The 11948-nt window shown below is 47.1% G+C and carries 11 protein-coding genes and 2 pseudogenes; 3 read left to right on the top strand and 10 right to left on the bottom strand.

Annotation, left to right across the window (positions count from 1 at the left end):
• Window positions 1-124 precede the first annotated feature (124 nt).
• From AC3WJN_RS24815 to AC3WJN_RS24770, 10 genes are all read right to left on the bottom strand, one after another.
• Window positions 125-1024 carry a TerC family protein gene (locus AC3WJN_RS24815; RefSeq protein WP_327953876.1) on the bottom strand — a complete coding sequence of 300 codons (900 nt, stop codon included), beginning with the start codon at window positions 1022-1024 and terminating at the stop codon, window positions 125-127.
• Window positions 1025-1041: 17 nt separating this feature from the next.
• Complete coding sequence (locus AC3WJN_RS24810; RefSeq protein WP_327953878.1) at window positions 1042-2265, bottom strand: TerD family protein; 1224 nt, start codon at window positions 2263-2265, stop codon at window positions 1042-1044.
• A 128-nt stretch (window positions 2266-2393) separates the two neighbouring features.
• The gene (locus AC3WJN_RS24805; protein WP_327953880.1) at window positions 2394-2978 is read right to left on the bottom strand and encodes a TerD family protein; all 585 of its coding nucleotides are present in this window, start codon (window positions 2976-2978) and stop codon (window positions 2394-2396) included.
• 36 nt (window positions 2979-3014) lie between these two features.
• A complete protein-coding gene (locus AC3WJN_RS24800) occupies window positions 3015-3596 on the bottom strand; it encodes a TerD family protein (protein ID WP_327953882.1) in 582 nt (193 codons plus the stop codon).
• Window positions 3597-3656: 60 nt separating this feature from the next.
• On the bottom strand, window positions 3657-4262 hold the full coding sequence (locus tag AC3WJN_RS24795) for a TerD family protein (RefSeq protein ID WP_327953884.1): 606 nt from the start codon (window positions 4260-4262) through the stop codon (window positions 3657-3659).
• 155 nt (window positions 4263-4417) lie between these two features.
• Window positions 4418-5233 (bottom strand): HAD family hydrolase, encoded by an 816-nt coding sequence (locus AC3WJN_RS24790; RefSeq protein WP_327953886.1) that lies wholly within the window; start codon window positions 5231-5233, stop codon window positions 4418-4420.
• A complete protein-coding gene (locus tag AC3WJN_RS24785; RefSeq protein ID WP_327953888.1) occupies window positions 5230-6375 on the bottom strand; it encodes a cysteine protease StiP family protein in 1146 nt (381 codons plus the stop codon). The genes AC3WJN_RS24790 and AC3WJN_RS24785 overlap by 4 nt, the downstream gene beginning before the upstream one ends.
• Window positions 6376-6398: 23 nt before the next feature.
• Window positions 6399-7778: a phosphoribosyltransferase family protein gene (locus tag AC3WJN_RS24780; RefSeq protein ID WP_327953890.1), complete on the bottom strand. Its 1380-nt coding sequence runs from the start codon at window positions 7776-7778 to the stop codon at window positions 6399-6401.
• Window positions 7711-8916 carry an HpcH/HpaI aldolase/citrate lyase family protein gene (locus AC3WJN_RS24775; protein ID WP_327953895.1) on the bottom strand — a complete coding sequence of 402 codons (1206 nt, stop codon included), beginning with the start codon at window positions 8914-8916 and terminating at the stop codon, window positions 7711-7713. Before AC3WJN_RS24775 ends, AC3WJN_RS24780 begins: the two co-directional genes overlap by 68 nt.
• A 90-nt stretch (window positions 8917-9006) precedes the next feature.
• Window positions 9007-9462, bottom strand: coding sequence for a tellurite resistance TerB family protein (locus AC3WJN_RS24770; protein ID WP_327953892.1), 456 nt, complete (start codon window positions 9460-9462; stop codon window positions 9007-9009).
• A gap of 217 nt (window positions 9463-9679) precedes the next feature.
• Here AC3WJN_RS24770 and AC3WJN_RS24765 point away from each other — a divergent pair.
• From AC3WJN_RS24765 to AC3WJN_RS24755, 3 genes and pseudogenes are all read left to right on the top strand, one after another.
• Window positions 9680-10428, top strand: a pseudogene (locus tag AC3WJN_RS24765) (transposase); the annotation flags it as partial.
• A 284-nt stretch (window positions 10429-10712) separates the two neighbouring features.
• Window positions 10713-11846, top strand: coding sequence for a DUF6155 family protein (locus AC3WJN_RS24760; protein WP_005829175.1), 1134 nt, complete (start codon window positions 10713-10715; stop codon window positions 11844-11846).
• Window positions 11764-11948, top strand: a pseudogene (locus AC3WJN_RS24755) (hypothetical protein); the annotation flags it as partial. The gene AC3WJN_RS24760 and the pseudogene AC3WJN_RS24755, both read left to right, overlap by 83 nt.

Raw genomic sequence — 11948 nt, 5'->3', positions numbered from 1 at the left:
TCGTGACTTCATTTTACACGAATCAATCATGGGCCGTTTTTTTATCTAGGTGTCGCACTTGATATTACAATCTGTCGAAAAGAAAAGCGAGCGTCTGCTGAGACCTCGCTTTCTGTCTTTCCTATCATGCTGTTTCCGCAACTTTGTTATTGGAAGATTCCTGATCTCCATGTTTGCGCTTTTTCGCCCTATGCACGATGAAAGTAGCGAGGAAAGTGAGAACGAGAACACCGAAGAAGATATAAGATTCGATGTGCAAACCAGCTGCACCCAGGAACATTTTTACGGAGATGAGCGCAATCAGTACGAACGCTGTCGTCTCAAATTCAGGAATACGTGCAATCAGCTTCAGAAAGACTTGAGCAACCCCCCGCATCATCAGGACGCCGAGAATCCCGCCCAGGAACAGGACCCAAACCTGGTTGCTGACACCAAAGGCAGCCAGAACAGAGTCGATGGAGAAGGCAATATCCATCATTTCAACAGCAAGTACCGTTTTCCAAAAGCTTTTTCCTTTGTTCTCGATTTCTTGTTCTTCGTCATTGCCACTTTTGAATACGCGGTAGAGCAGCCAGACGATCAGCAATCCACCGAGAATTTGTACAGCCAGGATTTGAATGAAGTACAAGCAAACTGCCATTCCGAGATAGAGCAGCACATTGATTGCCTTTTGTGCTTTTTCGTTTTCACCAAAGAAGTAATCCGCCGCGATTTTGAGCAAGTAGAGGGCACCCATTACTTTGATCGCTGCCATTTTGACCAGGAAGACCCCTAAACCGATCGCTAAGAAGCGGAATAAATAGGCACCGAGCAAACCGTAAAACAAGGCACGTTTTTTTTGCTTTTCTGGCAAATGATTGACCATGACTGCCAGTACAAGTGCATTGTCTGCAGACAGCAAACCTTCCAGAATGACCAATGAGAGAATAATGGTCCAGTTGGCAGGATTCGTTAATACGCCTTGCAGAACTTCCCACGAGAAAAAGCTTGAATAGGTTTCAATCAGTCCATTCAAAAATTCCATTTTGTCTTCCTCCTACGCTATTTGCTGCCTGCAGCCCAACGCATGTTCCAACCATAGTAGCGATCCATTTGTTCATGTCCATTGAAATATTCGACCAGGCGCTTGATTTGGAACGTATCATCTTTTCTCTCGATCATGGCAACGGCGCACATAATCTTGCGCGGGTCATGGACATCCATACGGACAACGATTTCCGGGTTGTCTGCTTGTTTGATCGTGACAACACCATCTGTTTCCGCCCATTTTGCCACACCATCGTAAATGTAGGCATAGATTAGAACCCGATCAAACTCGCGTACCTGGTTGCCGTTAATGCGGAGATTCTCCCCATCCGTTCTGGCTCCCGTACGATCATCGCCGTCCAGCTCGATAAACGGGAAGTCCGTATATTGGCCAAAATTCCTGCCAAGTGCTTGAATGCACCCTTTATATCCGTCCGACATCTCGTACAAGCAGCCGAGGTCGAGGTCGATGCCAGCAGATTTGTCAAAACCTAAAAAACCGATAGATTTTTTTACTTTTCGGTTCCAGTTCAGATTTACGCTAATTTGCCCAAGTGCTCTGCTCGATTTTCGCAGGCTGATCGTTTCGCCTTTTTTCGTCAGCTCTATTTTGGACAAGTTGATAGGCGGTTGCGGTGGTTGCTCCACCTTTGGAGGCGCTGGAGGAGGTGGTGGTGGAGAAGATGGTTGTTCCTGTGCCACTTCCACGCCAAAGTTTCTGCACAGGGCAGCCAGTCCACCGTTAAAGCCGCTCCCGATCGCATTGAACTTCCATTCACCTTTGTAGCGATACAACTCGCCAGTCACAATTGAATTTTCCGTTGTGAAATCAACCAATGGGAACCGGATCATTTCTACAAAGGTTACGGGGTGCATGATCCGCAAGTAAAGATCAGAAACCTGACGGAACGTCTGCCCACGTGTAATGGCATCGTAAATCGTAATGGTAAAAGCGATCTTTTCCACATCGAGTGGAATCGCTGCAAGATCCAGTTCGAATTGCTGATTATCTCCAGAGCCGTCGCGCAAGGAAACTGCTTCGTTTACTGATCTGGGGTTTCCGTAGAAAATGAAATCTTCCTCCCGATTCACTTTCCCAGACACGCCCAATTGAAAGGCCGATGCATCCAGCTCAAGTTCGTTGCCAGCGCGCCAGCCAAGACCGACAATCACTTTGCTCAATCCCGGAAACTGCTTTGTAATGTCGACCTTTTGCCCCTTCACAATTGTCATCGTCATCACTATCACCTTTATCTTCGAAAGCTTGGGTTCGCTAAAAGCATGGCAGCGCCACACTGTGTCCAGCTTAAAAAAGCAAGAAAGGATGCTAGTCCCTACTATCAAACTAGCATCCTCATGTTGACGAATTACCCTGCTTGTAATCCGAAGTTATTGCAAAGCGCTTTGAGACCACCGGAGAAACCGCTGCCTACAGCAGCAAATTTCCACTCGCCCTGGTGACGGTACAGCTCGCACACGACGATAGCTGTTTCAACGGAGAAATCCTCGCCCAGATCGTACCGGAGAACTTCGCGGTTTGTATTTTCGTCAACGACACGTACGAAGGCGTTGGAGACTTGTCCAAAATTTTGTTTTCTCACATCGGCTTCGTGAATCGTAATGGTAATGGCGATTTTTTCGATCTCTGCCGGTACTTTGGTCAGATCGATTTTAATTTGCTCGTCGTCCCCGTCGCCTTCGCCTGTCAGGTTGTCACCTGTGTGAGTAACGGAGCCGTTGCCGCCTTGCATGTTGTTGTAGAAAACAAAGTCTTGGATGCCAGTCGCTTTGCCGCCTGCACGGAGCAAAAACGCCGCAGCGTCAAGGTCGAAATCAGAGCCACCGCTGTATTTGTTCGTGTCCCAACCAAGTCCAACGATTAGTTTGGTCAGGTTAGGATTACCTTTTGTCAGATCAATTTTTTGACCTTTGGATAAGCTGATTACTGACATGGGGAGTTCATCCTTTCCACAAATCGTAATGAGTTATTAACCGATGTTTACACCGTAATCGCGAGCCAGTCCTGCGAGGCCGTCTTTATAGCCAGCACCGATTGCGCTAAATTTCCACTCGCTTCCATGGCGATACAGTTCGCCAACAACTACAGCGGTTTCGATGGAGAAATCTTCGCCAAGGTCGTAGCGGATCAGTTCCTCGCCATTGCTTGCGCTCAGTACACGAGCATACGCATTGGAGACTTGACCGAAGTTTTGGTTGCGGGTAGCCGCGTCGTAGATTGTGATGGTGAAAGCAATCTTGTGTACGCTCGCGGATACTTTGGACAAATCGATTTCGATTACTTCGTCATCGCCGTCTCCAGCGCCAGTGCGGTTGTCTCCGGAGTGAACCACGGAGTTGTCAGGGCTTTTCGGGTTGTTGAAGAATACGAAATGTTTGTCGTCTTCCACTTTTCCTTGTTCGTTCAGCAGGAATACGGATACATCGAGGTCAAATTCGCCGCCGCCATCGTACTTGTTGGTATCCCAACCAAGCCCAACCTTGATTTGGGTCAAGCCAGGGTTTGTTTTGGTCAAATCTACTTTTTGTCCTTTTTGCAATGAAACGGCCATGTGTGATTCCTCCTAAATAATTGGGATTTTATTGTAATGGGAAGTACAACCTAAAGAGAGTTATGTGTATCGTCTGACAAGATGGGAAATCGAAGTATCTGCCGTTCCTTCACCGATAGCAGCAAATTTCCATTCACCTGAGTGGCGATACAATTCACCCACGATTAGCGAGGTTTTTCCTGCGTAATTATCTGTCAGGTTGAATTTGCACAGTTCCTGACTGGTGGATGAATTCATGATGCGGATATACGCATTGCCGATCATTCCGAAATCCTGACGACGGCTGACGCAATCGTAAATATTTACAACGAAAATGAGTTTGTGTACATCGGCAGGGACGCGAGAAAGCTCGACAGAAATTTGTTCATCGTCTCCATCGCCATCACCCGTCAAATTGTCTCCGGAGTGAACGACGCTGCCACAACCACTTCTCTTATTTCCGAAATAGACGAGGTTTGTTTCTTTTGTAAATTTTCCATTTTCGTTCAGCATGATGACAGAAGCATCGCAATCGATGTTGGCTTGTCCACCACCAAACAGTCCGCCAAGCAGTCCTCCCGATTTTTTAACCGGGTCCCAGCCAAGTCCAACCAGCACTTTGCTCAAGCCGGCATTTCCTTTGGTCAGGTCAATTTTTTGCCCTTTTTGCAAACTGATAACTGACATGTACACCCTCCACTCTGTCTGGGTTGTCACCCATTCTTTTGCAGATTACAATTCGATTATTTCATTGCATGACGATAAAATCCACATAAATTTGCAAAAATCATCAATTTATACCTGATTTGTAACTTTTTCGGTCGATTCCCCGCGTTTCTTGTCTATCTTGCTTGCAACTCTTGGCACAAGGAGGAAAGAACCGTCTGCAAAATCTCCTCGGAAGCGCTCATTCCTGATGCTTGCGTAAAATGAAAGTTGGCTACGGTATTATTGTGGCCGCGAAGCTGATAGATTTCCCCGTGGGGAGGAACGATGGCGAGCTGTGCTGCTTCCAAAAGCGGCATGTCCAAAAGGGAATCGCCGGCAGCAATCATCTGATCGTCTTGCTCCAATGCGCACACGTACAGTGCGGCATCGCGCTTGTTTACGGCTTGCGGTACGAGGTAGAGCTTTCGTCCCTGAATGGACATGCTCCAGTTTTGCTCAGTGACCCACTGCTCGAAGTCGCGCAGTTCGTCGACGGGCATTTTTTCGCGATCGATAATGCTGTAGAAAAACAAATCCTCAGCCATTCTCTCGCGAATGACCCAACGCTCATGGCTGATCTGAGCGAAGCCTGCCAGCATGTCGGAGATTGCTGCGCATTCGTTGGTCATTTTGCTGCGCACCTGACGGCTCCATTGCTCGTCTACTTGTCCGTCACGAAGCACATGGCCGCCGTTGCTCGTAATGGCATAGCGCGGTACAAGCTCGTTTTGGAAAATGGCGATGCGCTGATACTGCTCAATCGTTCTTGTGGTCACTGGTACAAACAGGCACTGCAGGTGTACTTCATGAAGCAAGTGAATCGCCTGGTCAGACATGTGCGAAATCGGCGCGCCATCCAGCACCTCAACCACCTGAAACGATTGTGCATGGTCTGTGAGAAAGCGCGTTCCGTACAGGAGCGTCTGATCCAGATCGCTGGCAAAAATCATTGGTTTTCCCCTCTCATCGGTCGGATAATGCCACAGCAGGAATAGCTCATATCCGAACGTTCCTCCACCAATACACCCCTGTCTTTGGCGAGCAGGATGATATGGGCAAGATTCGGGTTGTCGACTGAATCGACGAGGATTTTCCACGGCACTCTGCGCAAGAGTACACGAGTCGTTTCACCAACCCCCGGTTTTATCAAATTGACATCATTTATTTCCAGCTCCTGCCGAATCCGCGAAATATCGTGCATTCCTTTCCAGGTTGGCACAAAGTCGTCTTCATGGCGGATCAGCTCGGCTGCTTTTTCCTTGGCTTCGGCAGCAATATCGGAAAAATGAGCCGAGATCGTATCGACGAACAGGTTCGAGACATCTTCTGTGATCCATTCCCGATAAAATTTGGCTCCATGAAATTCGCCAGTTGCAATGAGATCATCGCGGTGTACGGTACGACTGATTAAGCCGGAAACAGTCGAGTTCAGGCAAGCACTGGGGATCAAAAAGTCTTCGCGGGTGCCAAATGTTTGGACGCAATGCCCAGGGTCAGCGAGTACAGCCAAATCGGCATCAAGTTGCAACAGGTACTTCTGATTGAAGCGGGATATCGCCTCGTGCAGCACGGACGTAATTGCACCTTTTCCAGTCCAGCCATCCATGAACTGAATCTTTTTGCCTGGATGCTGTTCAAGAATGTAGTGCAGTGCGTTTTCGTCAATGCCTTTGCCGCGAATAATCGAAATACTGTAGTGAGGTGTATCGAACTGGTGAATTTGACGCAAATAGCGGCGAATCAAAACGCCAATTGGCGTCCCGGCCCGTGCCAGCGAGGCCAGTACAAGCTCTTTGCCTTTTCGGGCCAAGATCAATTCAGCTACGACTGCGGATGCCAGCGCCACTTTTTTGGCCGTTGTCTGCAAAGCGTGATGGAACAAGGAGATGTACTCGGCAGAGGGCTGATATTCAACAGGGAGCATTTCAGAATAATGGGTACCGGCCTGAATCAGTTCTTCGCGGTCTTCCGTATTGGTTTCTTCCATCAATTCGCTGATATCTTTTAACAGGAAGGTAACATCTTCTGCTGGATAACTCCCCATTTCGGGCGGTTTCATAAGTTCTACAGCGTATTCTGATCCTCGATCCATTCTGTCTCCCCCTCTCTTGGCTATCAGCAAAACATCACGACATACTTTTGCGGAATCGGCAGTTGAGTCAAAGCTGCATGCAAACTGTTCAGCCGCTCTGTGCTCGTCCCGCGTTCAAGGAACAAGAACAACTCGCTATATCGCTGCTCCGGGATATTGTAAATAAAATTGATAATGGCAGGATCATCCGGACTCTCGTACGAAAATGAGTTTTGAACAGCGTAAGCCTCTTTTGTTGCCGGATGGATGGGGCTTCTCGTCGTCGATTGATAAAAGACGTCGTCGCCCATAAAAGCGGCGATCATCATCGGAATGTACATAAATTCGCCCGTTCCCATGCATAAGGTTCTGCCCGTGCGATATGGCTGCAAAGATTGTCCCAACTCGCGAAGTGTGCCGTGCAATTCACGCTGTTTTTCGGCGGTTATTCCGAAACGACCTGTTTCCAGCAAGTACGGTTGCGTATTCATGAACCCTGACGAAGTGATGGAAGAAAAGGAAAACTTGGTCAGCGCAGCCGTTTCCAGCGGAATAACAATCGGGGCCGTTCCTGTATGAGCAGAGGCAACCATTGTCTGCTGCGCTGGCTGTTCGCCTATTGCTCCATTTGTTTGAATCTCGCCTTTGAGCAAGGAGACGGACGTGATCGTGATGTCCAATTCAGCTTCCAGCTCCTGAAATTTGCGATGATCTTCTTGCGAACGCCAGTCCAGCAAGGAAGCGATGATGTATTGCTTTCGCGGAAAGTAACGCTGGATCTCGCGAATGGTGTTCAGCGCTGTTTTGCCCGTGGTAATCTCATCATCTACTAATACGATTGGGCACTCAGAATATAGCAGATTTTTATCCAGGGGATAAAAGTGATGTGCTACTGCGTGGGAATGCTCTTCTTCAAAGTCAATCGTGGACGAAAGCTCATTGATGCGCTCTCTAGTCGTATGAATGTATTCGGTCTTGCTGCCAAAAGCACTGAACATACTATGTCCAAGTGCCGTAGCCGTCTCTGCAAATCCGATGAACAACAACGGTTCAGGCAATTCAAAAGGATGCAAGAGCAGTTGGTGAAGAACTTCATCGCTTTTTTCCTGATGGACGATACCTTGCACAATCGCGGGCAGTTCTGCGACTGTAAGGGAATACCGTTCTTCGAGGAGCCGGGCGGCCAATGCCACTCCGCTCAGCACAGATGTAGCCGGACGAACGGGCAAATGCTTGCCGAGAACCTTGCTGACAAACAGAAAGCTTCGTTTTTTGTTAATGCGGGCAGCCATCTGAAACAGTGCTTCCGGCGGGAGTTGATACGGATTTTGCTGAACGCGGATGGTGATGTCCAGATTACCGAGGATATTGAAGCTGAATATTTGATGTTCGGGCGAGGAGGTTGATAAAGTTGTTATGTTCATGGAACACCCCGTACACTTTTGATTTGATTATGATTTTTTTCGCCCAACTTGTATGCGGCTTGATTTCGTTCATCTTGTTGGCATACTGGCTCTTGGTCACGCCGTTTGTCTGGCTTTGCAGGATTGTACAGGCATCCTCATATTCTTCTCGCGTAATCACTGCAAGGGAGTGGACAATTTTGATGTGACTCGGGTGAATAATGGTTTTGCCAGTCAGGCCGTTTTCCTTGTCCAGCAAAACTTCCTTGATTAACCCGTCCTGCCAATGATTCAACAGTTGTTGGCGAAGCCTTCTCCCAGATAATCCCCCGAGTTTTTGTTCAAAAGGAGACTGACGAAGTTGCGGTTTTAATAATCTTTCTCCGGTTCCAAAATACTCCCAGACCGGGCCGGATACGACGTGCTCGCTGCCCTGGCGCGTAAACATGTTGACAATATCGCCAATGCAATCGCGAATCGTGGAAATATCATAAATCGACACGTCCGGCCCCCGGCGCAATCCAAACAGGCTGGAAAAGTCGGTTGCTCCAATGCGCACGTTCAGAACTAGGTGCCGATATTTATCTATTGTATTTTTAATAGAGAGCAGTTCGGCTGTCCGGGTTTCTTTGTAAATAACGTCAGCTGACTCTAGAATAGGCATGCCGTACACGGGAAAGGAAACATGCCGATTGCAGGATTCCAGCGCTTCTAGATACTCCTCTGCATTGCGGCTGGTAAACTTCGGGAACACAAACCCTGTCAAGCAAATCAAGTCTTCTTGCAGCTCTTCGACAATCCGGTTCATTTGGGCGACATCCCGCACTCGCACGAACATGATCGGAATTTCGTCCTGATGGATTAAGCCATGCCGCATTTGTCTGGAAATATCGCGCACTTGCCGAATTAGTGATTGCTCCGCCTCAGGCACTTCATGATCACCGATGGCGTCTTCCAGGCAAATCACCATGGAGACTAGGCCCTCGTGTTTTTTGGTCATGATGTCGTGGGAGATTGTTGCCCGCATGGCTGGCATATAGAGCGTTGCTCCCAATGCATGAGCCAGCACTTCCTTTTCGGTACTTCGATTGATCGGAAGAGGGAGTATACTGAACAATTCTGCTCTTTCGTCTTCTAGCAAGTAATCAAAATGCCGCATAATTAAAGAAACGACTCCCCTCTTCATCTCAATTCGCCATACGATAAAAAACAAGACTGCCTCTAGTTTTGAGGCAATCCCGCTTGTTAATTACAGCTGGAAATCGCCTGGATTCAAATTAACGGTCTGGCAAATTTCCCGAACAACCTTTTTTTCTTTCTCATCAAAATTACCGTCTGCTGCACCAATTGCACAACACACACTGATGAGAACTCGTGCTGCTTCCGGATTATTTCTGATTTTTCCGATTGCTTTGAGCGCTTCCATCTTGCCTACGCCATGATCGAATTCAAATCCGCTGACAAAATGGTTGAACCGGGCGATGACATCATTCATATTAAAAACTTTCAACTCTTCGCTTCGGTTGATATAAGCGGCCATCTTTTGTTTTTCGGCGGAGTCTATTTGTCCATCGGATGCGGCAACCAATGCGCATCCCGCAACAACTGCATCCATAAAGTCACGATTCTGAAACTTTTTAACCTGGTCTCGCAAAGTTGATCGAGTGCTTTTAAGCCAGCTCGAAAACGTGCCAGAAATTGACATTTTATTACCTCCATCAACAAGCTTCTTAACTCTTTTGCCTATGCTACAATCTTACAACATTTGATATAATTTGGCAAAATTCTTTGACACTATTTAGGGGCTGCTGAACAGATAAAAAATCCGGTAACCACAAGGGTTTCGCCTCGTTTTCATCGAACTCATGTGCAAGGAAATCAACGATTTCCCTTTAAATTCCTTGCACATGGAGCGGATATGGATGTACGAATATATCTCTCATCGTGAAAACCAATCGCTTCTCCCCGATGATTTCTTCTTGCCGTTTGGCGGCAAGTTGAATAAAGAAAATCGCTGGGTCAAGCTGGCTCAGTTGGTACCGTGGGCATATGCAGAGAAAAAGTATGCCAAGTCCTTCCGCAAATCGTTTCGTGGACAAAAAGTGGTTTCCATACGTGTCGCCCTTGGGGCGCTTATCATTCAGGAACGTTTGCAACTGTCGGACCGGGAAACGGTCCAGCAGATTGTCGAAAACCCGTATCTGCAATACTTCATCGGGCTGGAAGGCTATCAGGATCATCCACCGTTCCACCCGTCGCTCATGACGCATTTTCGCAAGTTCTCCGCGAAATCAACGAGATCATCGCGGTCGAGGCCGCCAAATCGACACCAGATTCCGACCGTGACGATGAACCGAAATCCGGTAGAAAATCCAAAGGTAAACGTACGACCAAGCGTCACTCAACATCCGAGGAAGATCCGAACCAGGGTGTCTTGTTGCTGGATGCCACATGTGCCCCGGCGGATGTGGCGTACCCAACCGATTTGAACTTGCTGAATGAGGCGCGTGAGAAACTGGAGGAGATCATCGACACGTTACATGCTCCACAGATTGGTCGTGCCCGCAAACCACGGACTTATCGGGATAAAGCGCGAAAGGAGTACCTGGCCGTGGCCAAACAACGTCGTGCAAACGGCAAGGTGATTCGTCGAGCGATCGGCAAGCAACTCCTGGTGATGAACCTCGAGCGCAGGCTGCGGGATCTTTTTGCCTTCTGGTTAAACCCCCCTTCTTTCGTATAGAATTCCTGGTTTTGGAAACGTTTTTGTAATTTGAAAACCGTTCAGCAAACCCTAAGTACAAACCCTTTCGTTAATGACTGAATTTTCATTCAATAACTATCTGTTAGAGTGAAAATTGATTTGTTTGTTGTCTGTTGTCTGTTGACGATTTCTATCAACTATAATAGGGTTAAAACATAAAGCGTCTTATTTTTTACTAAGGAGTAGAACGAATGATCTATCAATTTAAAGTGGCATTAAAAGATATATACCCGACAATCTGGAGAAGATTCCAAGTGAATGGCTTAATCACTTTTCACCAATTGCATAAGACGCTACAGATTGTCATGGGATGGGAAGAGTATCATCTCTATCTGTTTGATTTTGGGTCTTTCACGATTACCCGTCCAGATCCGACATTTCCACCAGGAAACACACCAGAGCTGAATGCACGAAGGGAAAAAATCGTTGACCATATCACCAAAGAAGGGCAGCAGGTGCTATATGTCTACGACTTTGGCGATGATTGGCAACATGATTTAATACTTGAGAAAATCTTGCCTGTCCAGCCTGAGAAGCAGTATCCTGTATGTCTCGAAGGTGAACGTCATTGTCCGCCAGAGGATTGCGGCGGTGTCTTGGGGTATCAAAGGATTTTGGAGATTTTAGCAACGAAGTCACATCCTGAATATGAAGATACGATTGCCTGGTTGAAAAAGGGGTTTGATCCCGAGCATTTTGACCTTGAAGGAGTAAATGAACAGCTTCTGCAAAAGAAAAAGCAACTAAATCCAAAAGAATTTATAAAAGTTGAAGAATCGAAGAAACCCATTAAGCTAACGACGGCAAAGCTGAAAAAACAACTGCAATCCCTTTCGCAGCAAGAACTTATTGAATTGCTTGTTGATACCTTTAAATCGAGCAAACAAGCCGAGCTATTTCTAACCGTAAAGTTGATTGGGGAGGAAGCCATAGAGGCATTGCTTCCCGTATATCAGAAAAAGGTGAAAGATGAGTTCTTTCCAGACCGAGGATTCGCAAAACTGAGGCTGGCAGATGCAAAAAAGGCAATTGATGAGTTTGAAAAGATCACCCAAAGCCCAAACCATACGTTGGAATTAATGCTCTTTTACGTTGAAATGGGTGTGGAATTTACCAATGCTTATGGCGATATAGATTCACGATTTTATGAAAGTATTCTGAAGATGTTTGCATCGGTCATCGACAGGATAAACGCGGACGACGGATACGATTTGTTTGAGGAGTTTGAGGAAAGAATCGCCGCTGTCGTTGAAAAAACGGAAGGAATCGGTTGGGGGTTCCACGAAAATATGCAGTATATTCATGAGGCAATTAGATGGTTATAGATTGTGTGCTTCAAACCACATCACGAATGTCATGCAAAAATTAGGTGTCAAAGGTCGATCTCAGGCAGTAGTCGAACTCGTTCGACTTGGTGAACTAGAGAT

This window comes from Brevibacillus sp. FW306-2-1A-C05A, from assembly GCF_058781555.1.
The sequence above is the reverse complement of the archived record's forward strand: the minus strand, read 5'-3'. Positions and strand labels throughout refer to the sequence as shown.

Bases quoted from the DNA above. Each gene is read 5' to 3' on its own strand.
- AC3WJN_RS24785 (WP_327953888.1), bottom strand. From the start codon at position 6,375: ATGGATCGAGGATCAGAATACGCTGTAGAACTTATGAAACCGCCCGAA.
- AC3WJN_RS24815 (WP_327953876.1), bottom strand. From the start codon at position 1,024: ATGGAATTTTTGAATGGACTGATTGAAACCTATTCAAGCTTTTTCTCG.
- AC3WJN_RS24760 (WP_005829175.1), top strand. From the start codon at position 10,713: ATGATCTATCAATTTAAAGTGGCATTAAAAGATATATACCCGACAATC.
- AC3WJN_RS24770 (WP_327953892.1), bottom strand. From the start codon at position 9,462: ATGTCAATTTCTGGCACGTTTTCGAGCTGGCTTAAAAGCACTCGATCA.
- AC3WJN_RS24805 (WP_327953880.1), bottom strand. From the start codon at position 2,978: ATGTCAGTAATCAGCTTATCCAAAGGTCAAAAAATTGATCTGACAAAA.
- AC3WJN_RS24790 (WP_327953886.1), bottom strand. From the start codon at position 5,233: ATGATTTTTGCCAGCGATCTGGATCAGACGCTCCTGTACGGAACGCGC.
- AC3WJN_RS24795 (WP_327953884.1), bottom strand. From the start codon at position 4,262: ATGTCAGTTATCAGTTTGCAAAAAGGGCAAAAAATTGACCTGACCAAA.
- AC3WJN_RS24775 (WP_327953895.1), bottom strand. From the start codon at position 8,916: ATGCGGCATTTTGATTACTTGCTAGAAGACGAAAGAGCAGAATTGTTC.
- AC3WJN_RS24800 (WP_327953882.1), bottom strand. From the start codon at position 3,596: ATGGCCGTTTCATTGCAAAAAGGACAAAAAGTAGATTTGACCAAAACA.
- AC3WJN_RS24780 (WP_327953890.1), bottom strand. From the start codon at position 7,778: ATGAACATAACAACTTTATCAACCTCCTCGCCCGAACATCAAATATTC.
- AC3WJN_RS24810 (WP_327953878.1), bottom strand. From the start codon at position 2,265: ATGACGATGACAATTGTGAAGGGGCAAAAGGTCGACATTACAAAGCAG.